The organism is Pseudomonas sp. 21, from assembly GCF_000955805.1.
In the GTDB taxonomy this organism is placed as follows: Bacteria; Pseudomonadota; Gammaproteobacteria; order Pseudomonadales; family Pseudomonadaceae; genus Pseudomonas.
Genome location: NZ_JYOA01000003.1, coordinates 596,194 through 619,431, shown reverse-complemented (window position 1 = coordinate 619,431; position 23,238 = coordinate 596,194). Strand labels below are relative to the sequence as shown.

The window sequence follows — 23,238 nt, the reverse complement described above, 5'->3', positions numbered from 1 at the left end:
TCCTCCGTTAATCTCCCCCCTCCATTCTCCACCTCGGCGGTTCGCGAACCGCCGGGTTTCGCCAAGGAAGTACCGATGCTGCGATTCCCCGTTCTGCTGGCCGGCGCCCTGCTGTCCGTCAATGCCTTCGCCCTGTCCCTCTCCGACCTCAGCCAGAGCGACGCCACTGGCGGCCTGAAGGATGCGCTGACGCAGGGCGCGCAGGTGGCCGTGAAGCAGCTCAGCCAACCCGGCGGGTTCAGCAATGACCCGGCCGTGCGCATCGAGCTGCCCGGCAAGCTGGGCAAGGCTGCCAAAACCATGAAGCAATTCGGCATGGGCGCCCAGGTCGATCAGCTCGAAGCGAGCATGAACAAGGCCGCCGAGGCCGCCATGCCGCAAGCCCAGGCGCTGCTGGTGGATGCAGTGAAGAAGATGACCGTGACCGACGCCAAGGGCATCCTCCAGGGCGGCGAGCACTCCGCCACCGACTACCTGAACCGCAGCAGCCGCGAGCAACTGCGCGCCAAGTTCCTGCCAATCATCAAGCAGGCCACCGACCAGGTCGGCGTGGCCAAGCAGTACAACGCCTTCGCCAGCCAGGCTGCTGCTTTCGGCGTGGTCGATGCGAAGAACGCGAACATCGAGAACTACGTGACCGAGGAAGCGCTGGACGGCCTGTTCAAGCTCATCGCCGAGCAGGAGCAAACCATTCGCCAGAACCCGACTGCCGCGGCCACAGGCCTGGCGAAGAAGGTGTTCGGGGTGCTCTGAGGCTCGATGAAATGCCCATGAAAAAGCCCGGCATCTGCCGGGCTTTTTCATCTCCGCAGCGTATTCACCTGCGCGAACTAGACCTCGTTCTTCACCCTGAACCACGCCGCATAGAGCGCCGGCAGGAACAGCAGCGTCAGCGCCGTGGCAACGATCAGGCCGCCCATGATCGCCACCGCCATCGGTCCGAAGAACACGCTGCGCGACAGCGGGATCATCGCCAGCACCGCCGCCAGGGCGGTCAGCACGATGGGGCGGAAGCGTCGCACCGTGGCCTCGATGATGGCGTGCCAGGTGTCCAGGCCGTGGGCTCGATCCTGCTCGATCTGGTCCACCAGGATCACCGAGTTGCGCATGATCATCCCCGCCAACGCGATGGTACCGAGCATGGCCACGAAGCCGAAGGGCTTCTGGAAGATCAGCAGGAACAGCGTCACGCCGATCAGCCCCAGCGGTGCGGTGAGGAACACCATGATCATCCGCGAGAAGCTGCGCAGCTGGATCATCAGCAGGCTGAGCACCACCACGATGAACAGCGGCACGCCGGCATTCACCGAGTTCTGCCCCTTGGCCGAATCCTCCACGGTGCCGCCGACGTCCAGCAGGTAGCCGTCAGGCAACTCGGCACGGATCGGGTCCAGCGTCGGTGAGATCTGCTTCACCAGGGTCGCCGGCAGCGAGTCATCGTAGATGTCGGCGCGGATGGTCACGGTAGGCAGGCGGTTTCGCCGCCAGATGATGCCTTCCTCGAAGCCGTACTCCAGCGTCGCCACCTGCGACAGCGCCACGCTGCGGCCGCTGCTGGTCTGCATCGACAGGCTGGGCAACTGCGACAGGTCATGCCGGCCGCGCTCGTCACCGCGCAGGAGGATCTCGATCAGCTCGTTGTCCTCGCGGTAGTAGCTGACGGTGGAGCCGGTCAGCGAGCTCTGCAGGAACTGCGAGATGTCCGAGGTGCTCACGCCCAGGGCGCGGGCGCGCTCCTGGTCGATGTCGAGGAAGATCGCCTTGCTCGGCTCCTCCCAGTCCAGGTGCACGTTCACCACGTGGGGGTTCTCGCGCATCTTGTCGGCGACCTTGCGCGCCAGCTCGCGGACTTCCGGGATGTGCTCGCCGGAGACGCGGAACTGCACCGGGTACCCCACCGGCGGGCCATTCTCCAGGCGGCTGATGCGCGTACGCAGGGTCGGGAAGTCCTCGTTCATGTGCTTGATCAGCCACTGACGAATTTCTTCGCGCGATTCGAGACTCTTGGCCAGGACCACGAACTGCGCGAAGCTCGCCGCCGGCAATTGCTGGTCCAGCGGCAGGTAGAAGCGCGGCGAGCCGGTGCCGACGTAGGCCACGTAGTTGTCGATGCCCGGGTGCTCGGCGAGCATCTTCTCCAGGCGATTGACCTGTTCGGTGGTGGCGGTGAGCGAATCGCCCTCGGCCAGCTTCAGGTCCACCAGCAGTTCCAGGCGCGCCGACGGCGGGAAGAACTGCTGCGGCACCAGGCGGAACAGCATGATCGAGCCGATGAAGGCCGCCACGGTCAGCAGGATCACCGTCTTGCGGTAGCGCACGCACCATTCCACCACGCGGCGGAAGCGCTGGTAGAAAGGTGTCGAATACGGGTCGTGGCCCTTGTCGCTGCCGCCGTGTTTTTCCGCGTGGCGCTTGGCGAGATCGGGCAGCAGCTTCTCGCCCAGGTAGGGCACGAAGACCACGGCAGCGATCCACGACACCAGCAAGGCGATGGTCACCACCTGGAACAGCGAGCGGGTGTATTCGCCGGTGCCGGACTGCGCGGTGGCAATCGGCAGGAAGCCGGCGGCCGTCACCAGCGTGCCGGTGAGCATCGGGAAGGCCGTGCTGGTCCAGGCGTAACTCGCCGCCTTGAGCCGGTCATAGCCCTGCTCCATCTTCACCGCCATCATCTCCACGGCGATGATCGCGTCGTCCACCAGCAGCCCCAGCGCCAGCACCAGCGCGCCGAGGGAAATCTTGTGCAGGCCGATGCCGAAGTAGTACATGCAGGCAAAGGTCATCGCCAGCACCAGCGGGATCGACAGCGCCACCACCAGCCCGGTGCGCAGGCCGAGGGAGAAGAAGCTCACCAGCAGCACGATGATCAGCGCCTCGGCCAGCACGCGGACGAACTCGCCCACGCCTTCGCGCACGGCTGCCGGCTGGTCGGACACCTTGCGCAGCTCCATGCCCGCCGGCAGCGTCTGCTGCAGGCGTTCGAACTCGGCGTCGAGCTTCTTGCCCAGCACCAGGATGTCGCCGCCGTCCTTCATGGCCACGGCGATGCCGATGGCGTCCTCGCCCATGAAGCGCATGCGCGGCGCGGGCGGGTCGTTGAAGCCACGGTGCACCTCGGCCACATCGCCGATGCGGAAGGTGCGGTCGCCGATACGGATCGGGAAGGAACGAATGTCCTCCACCGAATCGAAACGTCCGGACACGCGCAGCTGCACGCGGTCGGTCGCCGTCTCGAAGAAGCCGGTGGCGGTCACCGCGTTCTGCTCTTCCAGCGCCTTCTGCACAGCCGCCAGCGGCAGGCCGAGGGTGGCGAGCTTGGTGTTGGACAGGTCGATCCAGATCTTCTCGTCCTGCAGGCCGACCAGCTCGACCTTGCCGACGTCCTTGATCCGCTGCAGTTGCAGTTGCAGGCGGTCGGCATAGTCCTTGAGCACCGCGTAGTCGAAGCCCTTGCCCGACAGCGCATAGATGTTGCCGAAGGTGGTGCCGAACTCGTCGTTGAAGAATGGCCCCTGGATGCCCTGCGGCAGGGTGTAGCGGATGTCGTTGACCTTCTTGCGGATCTGGTACCAGAGCTCGGGAATGTCGCGGGAATGGAAGTCCTCGCGGGCAACGAAGGTCACCTGGGACTCACCGGGACGGGAGAAGGAGATGATGCGATCGAAATCGCCGGTCTCCATCAGCTTCTTCTCGATGCGCTCGGTGACCTGGCGCGAGACTTCCTCGGCGGTCGCGCCCGGCCAGTTGGTCTTCACCACCATGGCCTTGAAGGTGAACGGCGGGTCCTCGCTCTGCCCAAGCTTCGAGTAGGACAGCGTACCGACGATACCCAGCAGGAGCATGAGGTACAGGACGATGGAGCGGTTCTGCAGCGCCCAGGCGGAAAGGTTGAATTGCATCGGGCGTTACTCCTTCGCCACCAGCTTGACCGACCGGTTTTCCCGGTCGACAGGCCGTACCTCCTGCCCTTCACGCAGCACCTGCACACCCGCTGCCACCACCCAGTCGCCATCCTTCAGGCCTTCGAGCACCGGCACGCGGTCTTCGGCGTAGGGGCCAACGCGCACCAGGCGACGGTGCAGGGTGGAGGTCTTCGGATCGACCACCCAGACGAAGGGCTGGCCAGCCTCCGAAGTCAATGCAGCAAGCGGCACCGCCAGCGGCACGGCACCCTCGGCATGGATGTAGACGCGGGCGCTCTGGCCCAGCTCGGCCGGCACCTTGGCGTCGTCGAAGGCCACGCGCGCGGCGAAGGTGCGCGACTGCGGATCGGCCGCCGGCGACAGCTCGCGAATCTTGCCGCTGAAACGTTTGTCACGCTGCGACCAGAGCTCGACACTCACCGCTTCACCGACGCGGAAGCGTTCGAAGGCGTGTTCGGGGAAGCTGATCAGCACTTCGCGGTCGCCGTCGGCGGCCAGAGTGAAGACGGTCTGCCCGGCGGCGACCACTTGCCCGACTTCCACGCGACGGGTGGCGATCACGCCATCCTGGGGCGAGCGCAGCACTGCGTAGCCGGCCTGGTTGCTGGCCACGTCGTACTCGGCGCGAATCTGCTTCACCCGTGCCTCGCCGGCGCGGTAGGTGTTCTCGATGTTGTCGAACTGCGACTGGCTGACCAGCTGGCGCTCCAGCAGGGTCTTGTAGCGGGCGTATTCGGAGCGCACCGTCTGCAGGTTGGCCTCGGCGGCGGCCACCTGGGCGCGCGTGGCTTCCAGCTGCAGGCGAACGTCTTCGGGATCGAGCTCCGCCAGCGGCTGGTCCTTCTTCACCCGTTCGCCGGTTTCCACCAGGCGCTTGCTGACTTTCCCGCCGATGCGGAAAGCCAGTTCCGGCTCATGGCGCGCGTGCACTTCACCGGGATAGGCCTCGGTGATATCCCGCGCCGGCAGGGGCTGCACCACGATGGCAGGACGCACCGCAGGCTTCGGCGGTTCGCCATTACCGCAGGCGGAAAGGGAAAGGAGGAAGGCAGCAGGCAGCGCGACAGACAGAGCATGGCGGAACATGATGTGTGACCTTTCGCAAAACGCGGTTGGAATTCTTATACTCGCCGGTATAGTAAAAATACAGAACCCATCAGTCCAGTATTAGAAATGTAAAGACATGTCACCCACGAACTCATCGAACGGACCGGGTCGTCCCAAGGACCCGGCCAAGCGCAAGGCCATTCTCGAAGCCGCCAAGGAGCTGTTCGTCCGCCATGGCTACGACGGCAGCAGCATGGAGGCCATCGCCGCCGAGGCCGGGGTGTCCAAGCTCACCGTGTACAGCCACTTCACGGACAAGGAGACGCTGTTCGTCGAGGCGGTGCAGGCCAAGTGCGCGGAAAACCTCCCCGAGCTGTTTGCCGAACCAGCAGCCGATGCGCCGCTGGAAAGCCTGCTGCTGAACCTGGCGCGCGGCTTCAACCAGTTGATCAACAGCCCGGAAGCCATTGCGCTGAGCCGGCTGATGATTGCCCAGGGCGGACAGAATCCCCACTTGTCCCAGCTGTTCTTCGACGCCGGCCCGCAGCGCGTGCTGGACCAGATGGAGCGTCTGCTGGAACAGGCGCGCCAGCAGGGCAAGCTGGCGATGGACAGCCCGCGCCGGGCTGCCGAGCATTTCCTGATGCTGGTGCAGGGTTGCGTGCACTTCCGCCTGATGATCGGCTGCGTGGAGCCGCCGACCGAAGAGGAGTCCGAGGCGCACGCGCGAGAAGTGGTGGCGCTGTTCCTCAAGGCGTTCCGGCCCTGATATCGGCGTAGCCGGCAGGTCGCGGGCATGGCCCGCTCCTACAGGTTGATCACGGTGCGTGGGTTGTGGGAGCGAACCGCGCCGGCAGGCTGGACAGGGTGCTTCGGTTGTAGGAGCGGGCCATGCCCGCGAAGCGCGCCGACAGGCGCGCAGGCTCAGCCCTTCAGGCTTTTGAGCGGATAGATGTCATAGCGGCTGGACTTGCCTTCCAGGCTGTAGCTGGGCTTGCCGCCCTCGATGATCGGCGCCTTGCGCGGGCGCTTGACCACCACGCGGTGGCTGGCCAGCTTCAGCGCCGCTTGCAGCAGCGCCGGGGCGTCCAGGTCGTCGCCCACCAGCGGGCGGAACAGGCGCATTTCCTTCTTCACCAGCGCACTCTTGTCGCGGTGCGGGAACATCGGATCGAGGTAGATCACCTGCGGCGCCTCCCCTTCCCACGCGGCCATGCGCTCGATGGCGTTACCCTGCAGCAGGCGCATGCGCGCTACGATGGCGCCCACCTCGAAATCCCCTGCCGCACGCGCCAGCCCGTCCTCAAGCAGCGCGGCGATGATCGGCTGGCGCTCGGTGAGGTCCATCTCGCAACCCAGGGTCGCCAGTACGAAGGCGTCTTTGCCCAGCCCGGCGGTGGCGTCCAGCACATGGGGACGCACGCCCTGCTGGATGCCGACGGCCTTGGCGATCATCTGCCCGGCGCCGCCGCCGAACTGCCGGCGGTGCGCAGCAGCGCCTTCGAGAAAGTCCACCCGCACCGGGCCGGGCGAGTCCGGCCCCAGCTGCAGCAGCTGCAAACCTTCGTCGCCCAGTTGCAGGGCGAAATCCGCATCGCCCTCGCCCATCGGCAGCCCGAGCCGCTGCGCCCATTGCTCGGCGGCAGCCTGCCAGGCAGGGGCCAGCGCCTGGACGACGATGCGCGGCGGAGCAAGGACTTCGGTCATGACGGGGGGATCCTGGAAAAAACCGCAATTCTACCGCAGCACATGGCCGACGGGCTCGACCTCAGCCGCGGAACAGCTGGTTGATCCGGTCGAATGGCATGGCGCCGTGCAGGGGGTTCAGGTCGCCGGTGGCCAACGCTTGCGAAGCACTGAAGAAGGCCCCATAAGCTGCGCGCGCCAGGCAGGAGCCGACGCTGACGCGCTTCACGCCCAGCTCGGCCAGCTCCTCCAGCCCAAGCTGCAGCGCCGGCGAACCCACCAGCACATTGACCGGGCGCGGCGCCACGGCGCTGACGACAGCGGCAATTTCCTCGCGGGTTTTCAGGCCCGGCGCGTAGAGCACGTCGGCGCCCGCTTCGGCGAAGGCCACCAGGCGGCGGATGGTGTCGTCCAGGTCGGCACGGCCATGCAGGAAATTCTCCGCCCGTGCCGCCAGGGTGAACGTGAAAGGCAGGGCTCGGGCCGCCTGCACAGCGGCGGTGATGCGCTCGACCGCCAGCTCCAGCGGGTAGATGGGTGTGTCCGGGCGGCCGGTGGCGTCTTCGATGGAGCCACCGACCAGCCCGCAGACGGCGGCCAGGCGGATAGTCTCGGCGCAATCGTCGGGCGTATCGCCGTAGCCATTCTCCAGGTCGGCGGCGACCGGTAGCGGCGTTGCCTCGACGATCTCGCGCGCATTGGCCAATGCCTCGTCGCGGCTCACCGCACCTTCGGCATCGCGCCGACCGAGGGCGAAGGCCAATCCCGCGCTGGTGGTCGCAAGGGCTTCGAAACCCAGGTGGGCGAGCATCTTCGCCGAGCCGGCATCCCAGGGGTTGGCCAGGACGAACAGGCCGTCGCGCTGGTGCAGCGCGCGAAAGGCTTCGCCGCGTTGTTGTTGAGGGGTCATGGCTGTCTCCTTGCCGAACGGGAAGCAGCAGGTTAGCCCCCTCGCCCGCTCGCCGCCATGCACAGTTGGGGTGTCAGAGCAGGCCGAGTTGCTCCACTTCCGGCTTGGGCTCAAACAGCGGCGGCAGCCCTGGCAGGCGCTCGCGCAGCAAGGCATGGAAACACTGCGCCTGTTCGGCGGCGCGGTGGTTGTCCGGGGTATGGAGGAAGACATAGGGCGTCAGGCCCTGCTCGATCCACTCGGCGACCTTGCCGATCCAGGGCGTGAGGTGGACGAGGTTGGCGTCCAGGTCCGGCCCGCCGATGAAGCGCACCTGCGGGCTGTCGCTGAAGGCCGCCGGGCGCACTGGCACCCTGGGCTTCTTCGACTGGGCATGGAGCACGGCCGGGTCGTCGGACTGCACGGCGAACAGCGCCCGCGAATCCAGGCAGATGCGCTCGACGCCACGGTCCAGCAGCAGGCGATTCAGTGCGCGCTCCTCGTCGCCCTTGGCGAAGAACGCCGGGTGGCGCACTTCCACGGCGATGCGCCGCTCGGAGAACTCATCCAGCCAGGCCGCCAGCTCGCCCAGGCGATCCGGGCCGAAACTGGCCGAGACTTGCAGCCACAGGGGCGCCGCGCGCTTGCCCAGCGGCGCCAGCAGGTCGAGAAAGTCCCGGGTGTTTTCCAACTGGCCGCGCAGGTCGCCCTCGTGGCTGATGTCGCGCGGCAGCTTGGCGCAGAACCGGAACGTCTCCGGCATGGTCTGCGCCCAGCGCGCGAGTGTGTCGGCGTTGGGGCGGGCGTAGAAGGTGGTGTTGCCTTCCACGGCATTGAACACCTGCGAGTAGAAGGACAGCGTTTCGGCGGGGCGCAGGTCGGCAGGATAGAAAGTGCCGCGCCAGGCAGCCTCGTTCCAGGAAGGACAACCGAGGTAGTACGGCAAAATCATCGATCAGGCGTAGAGGTCGAGACCGACGACTTCCTGGCCTTCGTACTGGCTGACCATGCTGGCAGTGCTGGTGTAGCTGGCGAGCGCCTGGGCCGCGCGGGAGGTCAGCGGGCGCTGGTAGTCGAGGTTGTCACGCAGGGTCGCCGGCAGGTTGTAGCTGCTGGCGTTGGAGGACTCCACGCGGCGGGTCTGCGACTGCGTGTCGAGCCCCTGGCTGGCCGAGGTCGGCGCGGGCTGCTCGCGGCGAGTCTCGACGTCACGCTGCACTTCCCGATACGGAGTGACAGCAGTGCCCGTGCGGGAACTGCGCTCCGTTGTCTGGGGTGTGGAGGTGAAACCGTCGATACGCATGGCGAAAACTCGGTGGGAATGCCCATCACTCTAGCGACCGCGCGCGACTGCGGTCAATTGGCACAGGTCAGGCTTTCTTGGGTGTCGCCACGTTGTCGCGCAGGTAGACCGGCTGGGCCTGCTCTGCGTCAACCGCATCACCCCGGACCCAGGCGAATTCAGCCAGGGTCAGCAGGTCTTCGGAGTGCGGCAGCAGGCTGGCATCGCAGGCGGCAACCTTCACCGCCAGGCGTTCTTCGAAGCCCCAGCCGGTGCCGGAACCGAACCACTCGCCCTGAGCGTCACGCGGCAGCTCGACACGCTCCGGCGGCAGCACTGCCTCGGCGCCAGCCAGACGCATCTCGCCCTGCTCCAGGCGATAGCAACCCCAGTACACCTCGTCCATGCGCGCATCGATGGCCGCAGCCACCTGGCTGGCGCCATGCTCGCGGTAGGCGCGCTGGGCCAGCACGGCCAGATCGGAGATCGGCAGCACCGGCTTCTGCAGGGCGAACGCCAGGCCCTGGACGACGCCAATGGCGATCCGCACGCCGGTGAAGGCGCCGGGGCCGCGACCGAAGGCGATGGCATCGACGGCGGACAGTGCGATGCCAGCCTCACCGAGGATGTCCTGCACCATGGGCAGCAGCCGCTGGGCGTGCAGGCGCGGGATCACCTCGTGGCGTACGAACCGGCGGCCGTCATGCAGCAGGGCGACGGAACAGGCTTCGGTTGAGGTATCCAGGGCCAGCAGCGTGGGCATGGTGTTTTCCATAGGACGTTGAGAACAGGGCGATAAAAAACGGGCGGGCATTATAAACGCCAAAGGCCCGCGTGTGCGGGCCTTTGGCTGATACGGCGATGGATCAGTTCAGAGCGCCGAGCACCTTGGCGGTGATCTGCTCGACCGAACCGACACCCTCGACGCGGGTGTACTTCGGAGTGCCCTGGGCGTCGGCCAGCTTCTGGTAGAAGTCGACCAGCGGCTTGGTCTGCGAGTGGTAGACCGACAGGCGGTGACGCACGGTGGCTTCCTTGTCGTCTTCGCGCTGGATCAGCTCTTCGCCGGTCTCGTCGTCCTTGCCAGCCACTTTCGGCGGGTTGTGCTCGACGTGGTAGACACGGCCCGAGGCCGGGTGAACGCGACGACCGGCGATACGGCCGACGATTTCCTCGTCGTCCACGGCGATCTCGACCACGTGGTCGATGGAGACGCCCGCTTCCTTCATGGCCTCGGCCTGGGGAATGGTGCGCGGGAAGCCGTCGAACAGGAAGCCCTTGGCGCAGTCGGGCTGGGCGATACGTTCCTTGACCAGGTTGATGATCAGGTCATCGGATACCAGGCCGCCGGCGTCCATTACGCTCTTGGCCTGCAGGCCGAGCTCGGTGCCAGCCTTGACCGCTGCACGCAGCATGTCGCCGGTGGAAATCTGCGGAATGCCAAACTTCTCAGTGATGAAGCGAGCCTGGGTACCTTTGCCGGCACCGGGCGCCCCGAGCAGAATCACACGCATCGATATGCTCCTTAATACTTGTTAAGCGAAATCACGGATCCGCCTCTTGGGGCCAATCTCATCGTGCTGGAATGGCGCAGACATGCGCCGAAAGGTTGCTCACGATACACAGCGGTCCCCTGCCAGACAAGCCGGCCATGGGGACTGCGCGAGCCGGTCCCGGGCGTTTCATGGCGCCCGGAACAGCCTTCAAATTAATCTCATTTGCCGGCTCGGCAATCCACCTTTGGTGGGGGGTGATACTCCCTCAACCGGTGTTGCGCAGCCCCGCGGCGATCCCTGCGACCGTCACCAGCATGGCCTGCTCCAGACCGCCGCAGGCATCGCCGGTACAGCGTCGCGAGCGGGCCAGCAGCTCGGCCTGGAGCAGGTGCAGCGGGTCCAGGTAGGTATTGCGCACACCAATGGATTCGCGCGTCTCGGCGGCGTGGGCGAGCAGTTGGGACTGCCCGGTCAGACCCAGCACCACGCGCACCGACTGCGACAATAGGTCGCGTAAATGCGCACCTAATGGTCGCAGTTCCGATTGCACCAGGCGCTCGTCGTAGAGTTGGGCGATTTCCCGGTCGGCCTTGGCCAGCACCATCTCCAGCATGTCGATGCGGGTGGTGAAGAACGGCCACTCCTTGCGCATGCGCCCCAGCAGTGCGCCTTCGCCGCGCTCGATGGCCTTGAACAGGGCATCTTCCCAGCCCAGCCAGGCCGGCAGCATCAGGCGCGTCTGGGTCCAGGCGAAAATCCAGGGGATCGCCCGCAGGCTTTCCACCCCGCCCTCGCGGCGCTTGGCCGGGCGGCTTCCCAGCGGCAGGCGGCCCAGCTCCTGCTCGGGCGTGGCCTCGCGGAAGTAGTCGACGAACTGCGGGTTCTCCCGCACCACCGCGCGGTAGGCGAGCACGCCATCGGCAGCCAGGCGGTCCATCTCCTCGCGCCAGGCCGGTTCGGGCACCGGCGGCGGCTGCAGGGTGGCCTCCAGCACGGCGGCGAGATAGAGGTTGAGGTTCTGCTCGGCGATATCCGGCAGGCCGAACTTGAAGCGGATCATCTCGCCCTGCTCGGTGGTGCGGAAACGCCCGGCCACCGAGCCCGGCGGCTGCGAGAGGATTGCTGCGTGGGCCGGGCCACCGCCGCGGCCCACGGTGCCGCCGCGGCCATGGAACAGCAGCAGCTCGACGCCATGCTTGCGGCAGATGTCCACCAGCGCCTCCTGCGCGCGGTACTGCGCCCAGGCGGCAGCCAGGGTGCCGGCGTCCTTGGCCGAGTCGGAGTAGCCGATCATCACTTCCTGCGCCCCGGTCAGGCGGGTGCGGTAGCTGTCGAGGCTGAGCAGGCGGTCGATGCAGGGGCCGGCGTTGTCCAGGTCATCCAGGGTCTCGAACAGCGGCACGACGCGCATCGGCCGCTCCAGCCCGCATTCCTTGAGCAGCAACTGGACCGCGAGCACGTCGGACGGCTGCCCGGCCATGGAGATGACGTAGGAGCCCAGCGAGGCAGCCGGCGCCTGCGCCACCACACGGCAGGTGGCGAGGACTTCGGCGGTCTCCGCCGAGGCCTGGTAATTGGCCGGCAGCAGCGGGCGGCGACTGCCGAGTTCTTCCAGGAGGAATTCCTGGCGCACGCTTTCGTCCCACTCGGAGTAGTCGCCCAGCCCCAGGTACTCGGTGATCTCGGCCATGGCGTTGGCGTGGCGCGTGGAGTCCTGGCGCACATCCAGCCGCGCCAGGAACAGCCCGAAAGTGGCGGCGCGACGCAGGGTGTCGAGCAGGTCGCCATCGGCGATCACGCCCATGCCGCAGGCCTGCAGCGAGCGATAGCAGAGCTGCAGCGGCTCCAGCAGTTCGCGGTTGTCCTGCAATACCTCGGCGCCCGGCTCCTCGCTGGTATGGATGGCGCGTTCGGCCCAGGCGCGGGTGGCGCGCAGGCGTTCACGCAGTTGCTTGAGCAGCGCGCGGTAAGGCTCGGCGAGGTCGCCGACTTCAGCGCGCAGCTCGTCGCTGGCCTGCTGCATGGAGAGTTCGGCGGCCAGGCTGTCCACATCGCGCAGATAGAGATCGGCCGCCATCCAGCGCGCCAGCAGCAGCACCTCGCGGGTGATGGCGGCGGTGACGTTGGGGTTGCCGTCGCGGTCGCCCCCCATCCAGGAAGCGAAGCGGATCGGCGCGGCGCTCAGCGGCAGGCGCTCGCCAAGGGTTTCCTGCAGGGTGCGATCAACGTGGCGGAGGAAGTCCGGCAAGGCATGCCAGAGGGAATGTTCGATCACCGCGAAGCCCCATTTCGCCTCGTCCACCGGGGTCGGGCGGGTACGGCGGATCTCGTCGGTGTGCCAGGCCTCGGCGATCAGGCGCTGGAGTTTTTCCTGCACCGCGCGGCGCTCCTCGGGCAGCAGGTCGGTGTGGTCACCGGCGGCCAGTTGCGCAGCGATGGCGTCGTATTTCTGGATCAGCGTGCGGCGCGCCACCTCGGTGGGGTGCGCGGTGAGCACCAGTTCGATTTCCAGGTCCGCCACCTGGCGCGCCAGCCCCTCGGCGCCCAGGCCGGCGTTGCGCAGGCGCCCCAGCAGTTCGGCCAGCACGCGGCCCTCGAAGGGCTCCGGCTCCTTGGCCGTGCGCCGGCGGATGCGGTGGTACTGCTCGGCGATGTTGGCCAGGTTGAGGAACTGGTTGAAGGCGCGCGCCACCGGCAGCAGTTCGTCCTCGCCCAGGCCATCGAGGGTCGCGGTGAGCTGCTTGGCGCCTTCGGCGGAGCCGCGCCGGGCGGCCTTGGCGCCGGTGCGGATCAGTTCGATCTTGTCGAGGAAGCCCTGCCCGTACTGGGCGCGGATGGTCTGCCCGAGCAACTCGCCGAGCAGGTGAACGTCCTCGCGCAGGCGCGCATCGATATCCGGCATCGCGGTCTCCTTGGTATGAGAGTCCTTGATTGAAAAAGGCGTCGCTTGGCGCTTCACAGTGCCGCCCGGTGCGCTGGCTGGCAAGGGCGCGACGAACGCCCGCAATCCTGCTCGGACAACGTCTAGGCTGAAAGTTATCCCCATCGACGGGAAAACCTGCGGCGACCTCACGAGGGCCGACCGCCACGTAACGACCCTAGAGGTGAACATGAAAATCCGCGAGCTGGTACGCCATTGGGAAAAGAACGCCAGGGGGCGCATGACCAACCACCAGTACAGCATTCCGCTGGACATCGAGACCGCCGCGCGTCTGGCCGCGCTGCACGACATGTACCCCAAGCGCAGCGTCGAGGAGCTGCTGGGGGAACTGGTCAATGCGGCGCTGGAGGAGCTGGAGGCGAGCTTCCCCTACGTGCAGGGCAACAAGGTGGTGGCCCACGACGAACAGGGCGACCCGATCTATGAGGACACCGGCCCGACGCCGCGTTTCCTGGCACTGTCGCGCAAGTACCTGCATGAGCTGACGGAGGCGGAGCACTCCTGAAACCCAGCATGCCCCGGCAGATGCCGGGGAACTTCATTTCAACTGCAGGGCGGCTGTGTTCTTCTGAAAAGCCGTGCCCGGGGCTTCCCTCTCCCCCGCCCTCTCCCTGAAGGGAGAGGGAGCCGCTTGTGCCGGCTGACGCAGGGGTTTCAACCTGCACCCAACTAGTCCCCTCTCCCTTCAGGGAGAGGGTTAGGGAGAGGGCAGATCCTCGCACCAGACCTCAAGCAGGAGCGGGCCATGCCCGCGATCGCGCCCATGGGACGCTCCTACAGGGTGCGGTCAATGCCGCCCATGGACGCCGGGCACATGCAAATGCCCCGCCTCGGCGCACGCATCGGGAATCACCGAAGGCTCCGCCGGCTGCTCCAGCTCGCGCAGGATGCCGCAATCCACGCTGCTGCCCTCGCCCTGGCACTGCGCGCGCAGGTCGCGCAATTGCTGGCTGAGGGACTGCAGTTCGGCGATGCGCACCTCGACGTGGTGCAGATGCTCGTCGATCAGCCGGTTGGCAGTACCGCAGTCGGATTCGGGACGGTCGCGCAGGCCGAGGAGGATGCGGATTTCCTCCTGGGTCATGTCCAGCGAACGGCAATGGCGAATGAACGACAGCCGCTCGACATGGCTGGCGTCGTACTGCCGGTAGTTGCCTTCGCTGCGCGACGGCGCGGGCAGCAGGCCTTCGCGCTCGTAGTAGCGGATGGTTTCCACCGGGCAGCCGGTCAGTTTTGCCAGTTCACCGATCTTCATGTGCGACTCCTCGCCAACGGACGCTTGACTCTGTAGTTGCTACAGGGTGTGCAATCAGCGGCAACTCGTCAAACAGGAACGGACGACATGACTGCCAATCGCCAGGGCCCGATCATCCACGGCCCCGCTCCAATCCAGGATCAGCACCGCGAACAGGAAGCCGCCGGCTGCTGCGGCTGCGACAAAGGCGCGCTGCTGCGCGCCCCGGCCGCCGGACCTGCTCCGCATGATCACGGCCATGCCCACGATCACGATCACGATCACGATCACGATCATCAGCATGAGCCCATCGACCCCGCACAAGCGGCAAGCGCCGTGGCAGGCGCCGCGGCCGGCGAATTGCGCTGGACCAGCCTGCGCATCGAAGCCATGGATTGCCCCACCGAGGAACGCCTGCTGCGCGATGCACTGGGCCGCGTGCCAGCGGTGGAAGACCTGGACTTCAACCTGATGCAGCGTCTGCTGCGCGTGCAGCACCGCTTCGACAGCATCGAACCGCTGCAGAAGCTGGTGGCGTCCCTCGGCATGCAGGCCGAGCCCGTGGACGAAAACGCCCCCGCGTCCGCACAACCCGCCCAGCAGAAGCCCTGGTGGCCGCTGGCGCTGGCCGGTGTCGCGGCGGCAGGTGCGGAGTTCTTCGAGTGGTTCGCCATCGGCCCGCAGTGGCTGGTGGCGGCGCTGGCCATTGCCGCCATCCTTGGCGCGGGCCTGCCGACCTACCGCAAGGGCTGGATCGCCCTGAAGAACCGCAACCTCAACATCAACGCCCTGATGAGCATCGCCGTGACCGGCGCCATGCTGATCGGCCAGTGGCCGGAAGCGGCCATGGTCGCCGTGCTGTTCGCCATCGCCGAGCTGATCGAGGCCAAGTCGCTGGATCGCGCGCGCAACGCCATTCGCGGGCTGCTGCAACTGGCTCCGGAGCAGGCCACGGTGCAGGTGGACGGTCAGTGGCAGGAAGTCTCCGCCAAATCCGTTGCCCTCGGCGCGCGGGTGCGGGTGCGCCCCGGCGAGCGCATCGCCCTGGACGGCGAGGTGCTCGACGGCCGCTCCAGCGTCAACCAGGCGCCCATCACCGGCGAGAGCCTGCCGGTGGAAAAGCAGGTGGGCGACACCCTGTTCGCCGGCACCATCAACGGTGAAAGCGCGCTGGAATACCGCGTCACCCGCGCGGCCGACGACAGCACCCTGGCGCGCATCATCCACGCCGTGGAAGAGGCCCAGGGATCGCGCGCGCCGACCCAGCGCTTCGTCGACCAGTTCTCGCGCCTCTACACCCCGGCGGTGTTTCTCATCGCCATCGCCACCGCGCTGCTGCCACCGCTGTTCTTCGGCGGCGCCTGGCTGGACTGGGTCTATCGCGCGCTGGTGCTGCTGGTGATCGCCTGCCCCTGCGCCCTGGTGATCTCCACGCCGGTGACCATCGTCAGCGGACTGTCGGCAGCGGCACGCCTGGGCATCCTGATCAAGGGCGGGGTGTTCCTGGAGATGGGCCGCTCGCTGGAGTGGATCGCCCTGGACAAGACCGGCACCCTCACCGAAGGCCGCCCGCGCCAGACCGACTTCACCGCCCTGCGGGAAACCGCCGCCGGCGATGTGCGCGCACTCGCCGCCAGCCTCGCGGCGCGTTCGGATCACCCGGTCTCGCACGCCGTGGCCCGGGCCGCCGAGGCGGACAACATCGCGCTGTACAGCGTCGGTGAACTGACCGCCCTGCCCGGCCGCGGCGTGAAAGGCGAAATAGACGGGCAAACCTACCACCTGGGCAACCACCGCCTGGTGGAGGAACTGGAGCTGTGCTCGAAAGAGCTGGAGGCCCGCCTCGACGCCCTCGAACAACAGGGCAAGACGGTCATCGTGCTGCTCGATGCCCAAGGCCCGCTGGCACTCTTCGCCGTGGCCGATGGCGTCAAGGAAACCAGCCGTGAAGCGGTCGCCCAGTTGCACGAACTGGGCGTGAAGACGCTGATGCTGACCGGTGACAACCCGCACACCGCCAACGCCATCGGCGCCCAGGTGGGCATCGACCAGGCGCTGGGCAACCTGCTGCCCGAAGACAAGCTGCGCGAGGTCAAGCAACGCCAGGAAGGCGGCAAGCGGGTCGGCATGGTCGGCGACGGCATCAACGACGCCCCGGCCCTGGCCCGCGCCGACATCGGCTTCGCCATGGGCGCGGCGGGTACCGACACGGCCATCGAAACCGCCGGTGTCGCGCTGATGGACGACGACCTGCGCAAGCTGCCGTCCTTCATTCGCCTGTCGCGCCAGACCCACCGCGTACTGATCCAGAACATCACCCTCGCGCTGGGCATCAAGGCGGTGTTCCTCGCCCTCACCCTGGCCGGCGAAGGGACCCTGTGGATGGCGGTCTTCGCCGACATGGGCGCCAGCCTGCTGGTGGTATTCAACGGCCTGAGATTGCTGCGTCATCGCGGCTGATCCCAGTGGATCGCCACCGATGCCCGCCACTACGGCGGGCATTTTTTTTGAACCCCCTGACAAGACCCTTAGTCCCCTAATCAGATGCCCACGAAGCCGCAGACCCACGTGGCAGGCATCCACCGGCACTCGAATCGCCGAGGGAACCCCTTACCAAACGTCAGAGGATTCACCCAATGGAACTGAAATCTCAGAGCGCTCGAACCGTCTCCACCCGCGCCTCCCTGCGCCTCAGCCTGCTCGCCCTTGGCGGCGCCGTGCTGCTGGCCGGTTGCGCCGGCAACCCGCCCAGCGAACAGATGGCCGTCACCGAGTCGGCAGTGAACGCCGCCGTCAGCTCCGGTGGACCGGAATTCGCCCCGGTCGAAACCAAGAATGCCCAGGACAAACTCGCCCAGGCGCGCATCGCCCTGAACGACAAGGAATACGACCAGGCCAAGCGCCTGGCGCAGCAGGCCGAATGGGACGCCCGCGTGGCCGAACGCAAGTCGCAGGCCGTGAAGGCGCAGAACAACGTCAAGGACGCCCAGCAAGGCGTGATGGAGTTGCGTCAGGAAGGCCTGCAGCAGGCCCAGTGATCCCGCCCCTACGTCCGGCCATATAAGGAATTCCGACATGAACAAGCTCATCGTACTGCCCGCCATCTCGACCCTCGCCCTGGCCCTGGCCGCGTGCTCGACGCCGCCCAACGCCAACCTGGAGAAAGCCCGTGGCGACTTCCAGGCCTTGCAGGCCGAACCCCAGGCCACCCAGCAGGCCGCGCTGGAAACCAAGGACGCCGGTGACTGGCTGGCCAAGACCGACAAGGCCTACCGCGACGGCGCCGACCAGAAGGACGTCGACCAGATGGCCTACCTGACCCAGCAACGCATCGAGCTGGCCAATCAGACGGTGGCGCTGCGCAACGCCGAGGACCAGATGAAGAACACCTCGGCCCAGCGCGCCCAGGCCCGCCTGGATGCGCGCACCGCACAGCTGAACAAGCTCAAGGGCGAGCTGAACGCCAAGCAGACCTCGCGCGGGACCATGGTGTCCTTCGGTGACGTGTTGTTCGATCTCGACCGCGCCGAGTTGAAGCCCGGCGCCATGAGCAATGTGCAAAACCTCGCCGGCTACCTGCAGCAGAATCCCGAGCGCAAGGTCATTGTCGAGGGCTACACCGACAGCAGCGGCTCGTCCTCCTACAACCAGGGGCTTTCCGAGCGCCGCGCCGACGCCATTCGCCTGGCACTGCTGAGCCAGGGCGTCACGTCCGATCGCGTCGTTTCTCGCGGTTACGGCAAGGAGTACCCGGTGTCGAGCAACGCGACCCCGGCCGGCCGCGCCATGAACCGTCGCGTCGAGGTGACCATTTCCAATGACGCCAACCCGGTGCAGCCGCGCTCGGCGATGAGCGCGACCGACTGACCGGTTCGTGACAGCTCGCTCCTGGGGAGCGGCTCTTCGTAGGAGCGAGCTTGCTCGCGAACAGATTGACGCACCAAGCCCCTCACCCTCCATCAAAGGGAGAGGGCGGCGGCGAGGGGATGGCGGCGGCGCGGAGGCGAACCTGGGTTCGCGAGCAAGCTCGCTCCTACAGGAGGCCGCTGGGCGATCAGCCCAACAGGCGCCGATAGAGCTCCGCCATCTCCACCGAGAACGGAACCAGCACCACTTCCTTCAGCGAACTGCCTTCACCGCGCGGACGACGCAGTTCGTCCACGGCGACCTGCGCCGCGGCTTCGACGGGATAACCGTAGATACCGGTACTGATGGCGGGAAAGGCGATGCTGGCGAGGCCGTTGTCTTCGGCCAGTTGCAGGCTGTTGCGGTAGCACTGGGCGAGCAGCTCGGGCTCGCCGTGCTCACCGCCGCGCCAGACGGGCCCGACGGTGTGGATGACGTAGTGCGCCGGCAGGCGGAAGCCGGGGGTGATCTTCGCCTGGCCGGTCTTGCAGCCACCCAGCGGGCGGCAGGCGTGGACCAGGTCCGGGCCGGCGGCCCGGTGGATGGCGCCGTCGACGCCACCGCCGCCCAGCAGCGAGCTGTTGGCGGCGTTGACGATGGCATCGACGTCGAGACGGGTGATATCGCCCTGCCAGACACGGATTTCGGGATGGCCCATGTTGCTTGCTCCCTTGCCCTGCGACGGCGGGCTCGCCGTCACTTGACCTCTTGCGGGGTCTGCTCGCCCATGCAGCGCACGGCGCGCTTGCGACCATCGACCAGCACGCCGGTCAGGCCCTTCTGGGTCATGTCGAACATCACCAGCACGCCGTCGATGCACTGCGCCTGCTGGTCGGCCGGGTCCAGGGAGAGCTTGGTGTCCTGGCCGGGGATGCTCTTCAGCATGGTGAACTGGGTCAGTTCCAGCGCGTCCTCGGGTTTGGCGAAGTGCAGGTAGCCGTAGTACCAGAGCGTGCCGACCGAGACGAAGATGGTGGCGATGACGGTGAGGATGTAGGAGATCGGGTTGCGCTCGTTCATGGGTTGCCTTGTTGTTTCGGGTCCGCCTGCGATTCCTGTGGCTTCGCCGGAGAGGGATAGTTCGGGACTTCAGCCAGGCGACGCAGACCGGTGAAGTGCTGCGGGTCGTCGAGGAAGCGCAGCATCACTTCGCGCCACACGGGTTCGCCGAAGGTTTCCACATGGTTGCCGCGCGTCAGCTGGAAGACCTTCGGCGGCTGCTTGGCCTTGTAGAGGCTCAGGCCGTTGTCCAGGGGCACAATGGTATCGTCGATGCTGTGGAAGAGCAGCACGGGTGCGCCAGAAAGTCGCGGCATGGAGCGGATCGCGCTGTCGCCATCGGGCACCAGCCAGGACAGCGGGACCTGTAGCGGCCAGGTCAGCCAACTGGTGGAGAGGGTGTATCGCGCCACGTCGCGGTAACTGGCCGGCACGCCATCGAGCACCACCGCGTGCAATTGCTTCTGCCGCTCCGGGTGCAGGCCCAGGTAGTGCACGGCCATGGCGCCGCCCAGGCTCTGGCCGAGCAGGATCACCGGCTTGCCCTGCACTTCGGGCGCCTTGTCCAGCCAGGCGAAGGCGGCGTCGATGTCCTGGTAGATCGCCGGCAGGCTCGGCTCGCCCTCGGAGTGTCCGTAGCCGCGGTAATCCACCATCAGCACCTGGTAGCCCTGCTCCGGCAGCCAGTAGGCGCCGCCCAGGTGCCAGGCCATGTTGCCGCCATTGCCGTGCAGGTGCAGCACGGTGCCCTTGACCGGTACGCCTGCCTTCACCGGCAGCCACCAGCCGGCGAGCTTTACGCCGTCGGCGGTGCTCAGCGTCACGTCGCGGTAGTCGAGCTTGGCGCGGGCCGGGGTGATGGCGACGTCGTCGCTGGGGTAGAACAGCAGCGAACTGCAGCCGCCGAGGGTGAGGAGCAGTGTGAGGCTGGCGGCCTTGATGCAACGGATCATCGACGGGTCATCCTTGGGAGCTGACCTGTAGGAGCGCGCCATGCGCGCGATCGCGGGCACGGCCCGCTCCTACAGGGAGACCTGCTGGTCAGAGGATATTGGCGTAATCCGCCTCGATGCGGTCGAGGCTGAGGTGGTTGAGGAAGTTCGAGAAGCACATCCACGCCGACAGTGCGTTGAGATCGCGGAACTGCGGCGGCAGGTACTTGGGCGGCACCACCAGGCCCTCGTCCACCAGTTGGCGCAGGGTGCGCATGTCTTCCAGGGTGGCCTTGCCGCAGAACAGCAGCGGGATCTGCTCCAGTTTGCCCTTGCGCACGGCGAGCTGGATGTAGTTGTAGATCAGGATGAAGCCCTTGAGGTACGACAGGTCCTTGGTGAACGGCAGGCCGCTCGGGGTCGAGCCACGGAACACCCGGCTGGCGTTCTGGTAGCTGCTCTCCACGCTGTAGTTCTGCTCGCGGTAGAAGTGGAACACCTCGAGGAAATCCGCGCCCTCTTCGGCCATGTGGATGGCGCGAGTGCGGTTGGTGAGTTTGCGCAGGCGCGTCGGGTAGGAGGCGAAGGCGATCACTTCCATCAGGATCGCCAGGCCTTCCTGGGTCACGGTGGAGGACGGCGGGCCCTTGGCGAGGAAGGTGCAGATCGGCTGGTTGAGGCCGTTGAGCGTGGTGCCGACGTGCACCAGGCCTTCATGGACTTCCAGCGCGCGCACGTCGCGCTCGTTGAACATGGCGTCGGCGCGCACCTTGATGTAATCGGCGCCGGCCGCGGCGTCGGCGACGATGCCGTCGGACTCGAAGACGCGGATGGTGTCTTCCTTGCCGTCGAACACCTGGTTCAGGCGTTCCTGCAGCATCTTCACCGCGTCGCTGGCGGTGAGGGTCTTGGGTTCGTCCTTGAGGTCGCCACGGTCGGCGATGTTGTTCAGGTAGTCCGAGAGCATCAGGCCGAGGTCCGCCAGGGTCGGGTCGCCGGCATGGAAGGCATCGGAGGCCGAGCCGTAGAGCTCCTGGGAGATCAGGCCGAAGTCCTGGGTGCCGCGCGCTTCGAGCATGCGGATGACCATGCGGTATTCCTTGCACATGCGCCGCATGATCTGCCCGACCGGGTTGAACTGCCCCAGGTGCCGGGTGATGTCGCGCTCGATGTTCTGGAATTCCTGCTTCTTCGCGCTGCTGTCGAAAGACAACGGGCGGCTGTCGTAGTAGGCGCGGTCGACCTTGGGCGCGTGCTTGCCACGGCCCTTGAGGAAGTCGTCGCGGATGCCGTCGTCCCACTTGATGGCGTCGAGCACGCGGATCGGCGTCTGTGCCTCGACGATGCGGTCGGACAGGCCACGGATGATCTGCTGGTATTCGCTGGCCGTGGACTTCTTGCGCCGTGGGGTCATTGCTGTTCTCCCGGGGTCACGCGCGAAAAGCGCAGCGCTTCGACGAATACATCGGAGTTGGCCGGATCGTTGAGGTAGGCGATCACCTGGGGCAACTGGCTGGTCACCAGGGCTCCGGCACCCTGTTCGGTATCGACCTTCTCGCCCTTGAGCGCGCCTTCCGTCATGTCCTGCAGGATGTGCTCGACATCCAGGTTATAGATCACCAGTTCGTCCTTGTCGGTGATCTCGAAGCCGGCCAGGGCGAAGTTGCCACCCATGCTTTTCGGCAAACCGGCCGACAGGTACCAGCGCTTGCCGTGGTGGGCGACGGTGAAGCCGAAGTCCTCGACGCTGTCGGTGTTGTCCTTGCTGTCGACGTAACTGAGAGCGCGGTAGAGGTTGGAGCCGGAACGGGTGACCTCGAGGAACTGCTCCTCGCCGTACTCGTCCACACGCGACCATTGGCCCAGCAGGTGAGCCGGCGCGGGCTCGTTGGCCGGAATCGGGTCCTTGAACGTCACCAGACAGCCACTGAGCAGGCAGATGCTCAACAGCAGCAGTGCACGCCAGACTTTCATCACGCCCTCCTTAGGTCCGGATGCCTTTGCATGCGATGGGCAAAGGCGTCCGGAGCGAAAAACCCCGCCGGATGGCGGGGTTGGAATTCAGCAGCCGGGGCTACAGGCCCATCACCAGATCGAGATAGCGGCTAAGGATGGCACGCATTTCCTCGATCTGCAGGCGGTCGGCCCCGTCCAGCAGGCCCTGATACTCCATCTGCAGGATGATGGCCGTCAACACCCGGGCATCCTGCTCGGGCTGTCTGGAGCCGAGCACTTCGAAGAAATGCACTACGCCCTGAGACAGAATCCGCCGGTGACGCTGTGCCAGATCACTGAGGCTGGGGTTGAGCAGCGCCTCCTGGCGGAACGCCTGCTCGGCCAGCAGATGCTCGCGGCGCTCGTTGAGCTGGACCATGACGTACTGGATCGCCAGCTCGACGATATTGGCGGTCAGCTCGCGGCGCGCCTGCGGGTCGTCCTGGCCGAGGCCGGCGGCCATGGCCTGGAGGTCGCCTTCGACGCTGGTCCAGAAGGTGGACAGGGCCTCGGCGCTGCGTTCGACGAAGAGCGCGAAGGTGTCGGTGATGAGATCCTGGATGTCCTTGAAGTAGTAGGTGGTGGCCGATAGCGGCACACCGGCCTCCGCGGCCACGGCGCGGTGGCGCACGGCGCGGACGCCGTCGCGCACGATGATCCGCAGGGCGGCGTCGAGGATCGCCTGGCGGCGCTGCTCGCTGCCCTGGCGGCTGGCCTTGCGGCCCTGGTATTTGACACTTTCTGCGATGGCGCTGGCGACTTGCGCTGCGCTGTCTCGCGGGGACACTTGGGTCACTGGCATTACCTCCGGCGGCGCGGCCTGATGGCGCATTGTTCGAGCTTTTCTGTGGGAAAACAATTGCCGCCTTGCAGCTGCGACACCGGCGCACGAAGCGGGCCGCGAGGCA

23 protein-coding genes are annotated in these 23,238 nt (G+C 66.6%); 6 read left to right on the top strand and 17 right to left on the bottom strand.

Annotated features, from left to right (window positions below; translation table 11 throughout):
* The first annotated feature begins 75 nt into the window (after nucleotides 1–75).
* Complete coding sequence (locus UB43_RS08450) at nucleotides 76–753, top strand: DUF4197 domain-containing protein (RefSeq protein WP_045209977.1); 678 nt, start codon at nucleotides 76–78, stop codon at nucleotides 751–753.
* Between the two features lie 77 nt (nucleotides 754–830).
* Here UB43_RS08450 and UB43_RS08445 read toward each other — a convergent pair whose 3' ends face one another.
* Complete coding sequence (locus UB43_RS08445; protein WP_045209975.1) at nucleotides 831–3,899, bottom strand: efflux RND transporter permease subunit; 3,069 nt, start codon at nucleotides 3,897–3,899, stop codon at nucleotides 831–833.
* A 6-nt stretch (nucleotides 3,900–3,905) separates the two neighbouring features.
* Nucleotides 3,906–5,009 carry an efflux RND transporter periplasmic adaptor subunit gene (locus tag UB43_RS08440; RefSeq protein ID WP_045209974.1) on the bottom strand — a complete coding sequence of 368 codons (1,104 nt, stop codon included), beginning with the start codon at nucleotides 5,007–5,009 and terminating at the stop codon, nucleotides 3,906–3,908.
* A gap of 97 nt (nucleotides 5,010–5,106) precedes the next feature.
* Between UB43_RS08440 and UB43_RS08435 the strand changes: the two genes are divergently transcribed.
* Complete coding sequence (locus tag UB43_RS08435; RefSeq protein ID WP_045209973.1) at nucleotides 5,107–5,739, top strand: TetR/AcrR family transcriptional regulator; 633 nt, start codon at nucleotides 5,107–5,109, stop codon at nucleotides 5,737–5,739.
* A gap of 155 nt (nucleotides 5,740–5,894) precedes the next feature.
* Here the strand turns inward: UB43_RS08435 and UB43_RS08430 are convergent, their stop codons facing one another.
* From UB43_RS08430 to ppc, 7 genes are all read right to left on the bottom strand, one after another.
* The gene (locus tag UB43_RS08430) at nucleotides 5,895–6,677 is read right to left on the bottom strand and encodes a class I SAM-dependent methyltransferase (RefSeq protein ID WP_045209972.1); all 783 of its coding nucleotides are present in this window, start codon (nucleotides 6,675–6,677) and stop codon (nucleotides 5,895–5,897) included.
* Nucleotides 6,678–6,738: 61 nt separating this feature from the next.
* The gene (locus UB43_RS08425; protein ID WP_045209971.1) at nucleotides 6,739–7,566 is read right to left on the bottom strand and encodes an oxaloacetate decarboxylase; all 828 of its coding nucleotides are present in this window, start codon (nucleotides 7,564–7,566) and stop codon (nucleotides 6,739–6,741) included.
* 73 nt (nucleotides 7,567–7,639) lie between these two features.
* Complete coding sequence (locus tag UB43_RS08420; RefSeq protein ID WP_156160371.1) at nucleotides 7,640–8,497, bottom strand: DUF72 domain-containing protein; 858 nt, start codon at nucleotides 8,495–8,497, stop codon at nucleotides 7,640–7,642.
* A gap of 3 nt (nucleotides 8,498–8,500) precedes the next feature.
* Nucleotides 8,501–8,848, bottom strand: a complete 348-nt coding sequence (locus tag UB43_RS08415) for a hypothetical protein (protein WP_045209970.1) — start codon at nucleotides 8,846–8,848, stop codon at nucleotides 8,501–8,503.
* A 67-nt stretch (nucleotides 8,849–8,915) separates the two neighbouring features.
* The gene (gene tsaB / locus UB43_RS08410; RefSeq protein WP_045209969.1) at nucleotides 8,916–9,590 is read right to left on the bottom strand and encodes a tRNA (adenosine(37)-N6)-threonylcarbamoyltransferase complex dimerization subunit type 1 TsaB; all 675 of its coding nucleotides are present in this window, start codon (nucleotides 9,588–9,590) and stop codon (nucleotides 8,916–8,918) included.
* Nucleotides 9,591–9,693: 103 nt separating this feature from the next.
* The gene (gene adk, locus UB43_RS08405) at nucleotides 9,694–10,341 is read right to left on the bottom strand and encodes an adenylate kinase (protein WP_045209968.1); all 648 of its coding nucleotides are present in this window, start codon (nucleotides 10,339–10,341) and stop codon (nucleotides 9,694–9,696) included.
* A 247-nt stretch (nucleotides 10,342–10,588) separates the two neighbouring features.
* Nucleotides 10,589–13,225 carry a phosphoenolpyruvate carboxylase gene (gene ppc, locus UB43_RS08400; protein ID WP_045209967.1) on the bottom strand — a complete coding sequence of 879 codons (2,637 nt, stop codon included), beginning with the start codon at nucleotides 13,223–13,225 and terminating at the stop codon, nucleotides 10,589–10,591.
* A 208-nt stretch (nucleotides 13,226–13,433) separates the two neighbouring features.
* Between ppc and UB43_RS08395 the strand changes: the two genes are divergently transcribed.
* Nucleotides 13,434–13,769, top strand: coding sequence for a hypothetical protein (locus UB43_RS08395; protein WP_045209966.1), 336 nt, complete (start codon nucleotides 13,434–13,436; stop codon nucleotides 13,767–13,769).
* Between the two features lie 282 nt (nucleotides 13,770–14,051).
* Here UB43_RS08395 and cadR read toward each other — a convergent pair whose 3' ends face one another.
* Nucleotides 14,052–14,519, bottom strand: a complete 468-nt coding sequence (gene cadR, locus UB43_RS08390; protein WP_024765664.1) for a Cd(II)/Pb(II)-responsive transcriptional regulator — start codon at nucleotides 14,517–14,519, stop codon at nucleotides 14,052–14,054.
* Nucleotides 14,520–14,573: 54 nt separating this feature from the next.
* Complete coding sequence (locus UB43_RS29810) at nucleotides 14,574–14,801, bottom strand: hypothetical protein (RefSeq protein WP_177329776.1); 228 nt, start codon at nucleotides 14,799–14,801, stop codon at nucleotides 14,574–14,576.
* A gap of 87 nt (nucleotides 14,802–14,888) precedes the next feature.
* Here UB43_RS29810 and UB43_RS08385 point away from each other — a divergent pair, with 87 nt between their 5' ends.
* From UB43_RS08385 to UB43_RS08375, 3 genes are all read left to right on the top strand, one after another.
* A complete protein-coding gene (locus UB43_RS08385; protein WP_256205121.1) occupies nucleotides 14,889–16,958 on the top strand; it encodes a heavy metal translocating P-type ATPase in 2,070 nt (689 codons plus the stop codon).
* A 176-nt stretch (nucleotides 16,959–17,134) separates the two neighbouring features.
* Entirely contained in the window at nucleotides 17,135–17,536 is a 402-nt protein-coding gene (locus UB43_RS08380) for a DUF4398 domain-containing protein (protein WP_045209965.1), read from the top strand.
* 37 nt (nucleotides 17,537–17,573) lie between these two features.
* Nucleotides 17,574–18,365: an OmpA family protein gene (locus UB43_RS08375; RefSeq protein ID WP_045209964.1), complete on the top strand. Its 792-nt coding sequence runs from the start codon at nucleotides 17,574–17,576 to the stop codon at nucleotides 18,363–18,365.
* Between the two features lie 187 nt (nucleotides 18,366–18,552).
* On the opposite strand, the gene UB43_RS08370 is transcribed toward UB43_RS08375, so the two are convergent.
* The 6 genes from UB43_RS08370 to UB43_RS08345 all read right to left on the bottom strand — a co-directional run bounded on the left by UB43_RS08370 (nucleotide 18,553) and on the right by UB43_RS08345 (nucleotide 23,126).
* Nucleotides 18,553–19,062 (bottom strand): O-acetyl-ADP-ribose deacetylase, encoded by a 510-nt coding sequence (locus tag UB43_RS08370; protein ID WP_045209963.1) that lies wholly within the window; start codon nucleotides 19,060–19,062, stop codon nucleotides 18,553–18,555.
* A 38-nt stretch (nucleotides 19,063–19,100) separates the two neighbouring features.
* Entirely contained in the window at nucleotides 19,101–19,424 is a 324-nt protein-coding gene (locus UB43_RS08365) for a hypothetical protein (RefSeq protein WP_045209962.1), read from the bottom strand.
* The gene (locus UB43_RS08360; protein ID WP_045209961.1) at nucleotides 19,421–20,356 is read right to left on the bottom strand and encodes an alpha/beta hydrolase; all 936 of its coding nucleotides are present in this window, start codon (nucleotides 20,354–20,356) and stop codon (nucleotides 19,421–19,423) included. The genes UB43_RS08365 and UB43_RS08360 overlap by 4 nt, the downstream gene beginning before the upstream one ends.
* A gap of 88 nt (nucleotides 20,357–20,444) precedes the next feature.
* Nucleotides 20,445–21,749 (bottom strand): flavohemoglobin expression-modulating QEGLA motif protein, encoded by a 1,305-nt coding sequence (locus tag UB43_RS08355; protein WP_045209960.1) that lies wholly within the window; start codon nucleotides 21,747–21,749, stop codon nucleotides 20,445–20,447.
* Nucleotides 21,746–22,309 carry a hypothetical protein gene (locus UB43_RS08350; RefSeq protein ID WP_045209959.1) on the bottom strand — a complete coding sequence of 188 codons (564 nt, stop codon included), beginning with the start codon at nucleotides 22,307–22,309 and terminating at the stop codon, nucleotides 21,746–21,748. The genes UB43_RS08355 and UB43_RS08350 overlap by 4 nt, the downstream gene beginning before the upstream one ends.
* 100 nt (nucleotides 22,310–22,409) lie before the next feature.
* Nucleotides 22,410–23,126 carry a TetR/AcrR family transcriptional regulator gene (locus UB43_RS08345; protein ID WP_045210244.1) on the bottom strand — a complete coding sequence of 239 codons (717 nt, stop codon included), beginning with the start codon at nucleotides 23,124–23,126 and terminating at the stop codon, nucleotides 22,410–22,412.
* Between the last annotated feature and the right edge of the window lie 112 nt (nucleotides 23,127–23,238).

Coding starts and splice junctions, on each gene's coding strand:
- UB43_RS08450 (WP_045209977.1), top strand. CDS start 76: ATGCTGCGATTCCCCGTTCTGCTGGCCGGCGCCCTGCTGTCCGTCAAT.
- UB43_RS08445 (WP_045209975.1), bottom strand. CDS start 3,899: ATGCAATTCAACCTTTCCGCCTGGGCGCTGCAGAACCGCTCCATCGTC.
- UB43_RS08440 (WP_045209974.1), bottom strand. CDS start 5,009: ATGTTCCGCCATGCTCTGTCTGTCGCGCTGCCTGCTGCCTTCCTCCTT.
- UB43_RS08435 (WP_045209973.1), top strand. CDS start 5,107: ATGTCACCCACGAACTCATCGAACGGACCGGGTCGTCCCAAGGACCCG.
- UB43_RS08430 (WP_045209972.1), bottom strand. CDS start 6,677: ATGACCGAAGTCCTTGCTCCGCCGCGCATCGTCGTCCAGGCGCTGGCC.
- UB43_RS08425 (WP_045209971.1), bottom strand. CDS start 7,566: ATGACCCCTCAACAACAACGCGGCGAAGCCTTTCGCGCGCTGCACCAG.
- UB43_RS08420 (WP_156160371.1), bottom strand. CDS start 8,497: ATGATTTTGCCGTACTACCTCGGTTGTCCTTCCTGGAACGAGGCTGCC.
- UB43_RS08415 (WP_045209970.1), bottom strand. CDS start 8,848: ATGCGTATCGACGGTTTCACCTCCACACCCCAGACAACGGAGCGCAGT.
- tsaB (WP_045209969.1), bottom strand. CDS start 9,590: ATGCCCACGCTGCTGGCCCTGGATACCTCAACCGAAGCCTGTTCCGTC.
- adk (WP_045209968.1), bottom strand. CDS start 10,341: ATGCGTGTGATTCTGCTCGGGGCGCCCGGTGCCGGCAAAGGTACCCAG.
- ppc (WP_045209967.1), bottom strand. CDS start 13,225: ATGCCGGATATCGATGCGCGCCTGCGCGAGGACGTTCACCTGCTCGGC.
- UB43_RS08395 (WP_045209966.1), top strand. CDS start 13,434: ATGAAAATCCGCGAGCTGGTACGCCATTGGGAAAAGAACGCCAGGGGG.
- cadR (WP_024765664.1), bottom strand. CDS start 14,519: ATGAAGATCGGTGAACTGGCAAAACTGACCGGCTGCCCGGTGGAAACC.
- UB43_RS29810 (WP_177329776.1), bottom strand. CDS start 14,801: ATGCTGATGATCGTGATCGTGATCGTGATCGTGATCGTGGGCATGGCC.
- UB43_RS08385 (WP_256205121.1), top strand. CDS start 14,889: ATGGATTGCCCCACCGAGGAACGCCTGCTGCGCGATGCACTGGGCCGC.
- UB43_RS08380 (WP_045209965.1), top strand. CDS start 17,135: ATGGAACTGAAATCTCAGAGCGCTCGAACCGTCTCCACCCGCGCCTCC.
- UB43_RS08375 (WP_045209964.1), top strand. CDS start 17,574: ATGAACAAGCTCATCGTACTGCCCGCCATCTCGACCCTCGCCCTGGCC.
- UB43_RS08370 (WP_045209963.1), bottom strand. CDS start 19,062: ATGGGCCATCCCGAAATCCGTGTCTGGCAGGGCGATATCACCCGTCTC.
- UB43_RS08365 (WP_045209962.1), bottom strand. CDS start 19,424: ATGAACGAGCGCAACCCGATCTCCTACATCCTCACCGTCATCGCCACC.
- UB43_RS08360 (WP_045209961.1), bottom strand. CDS start 20,356: ATGATCCGTTGCATCAAGGCCGCCAGCCTCACACTGCTCCTCACCCTC.
- UB43_RS08355 (WP_045209960.1), bottom strand. CDS start 21,749: ATGACCCCACGGCGCAAGAAGTCCACGGCCAGCGAATACCAGCAGATC.
- UB43_RS08350 (WP_045209959.1), bottom strand. CDS start 22,309: ATGAAAGTCTGGCGTGCACTGCTGCTGTTGAGCATCTGCCTGCTCAGT.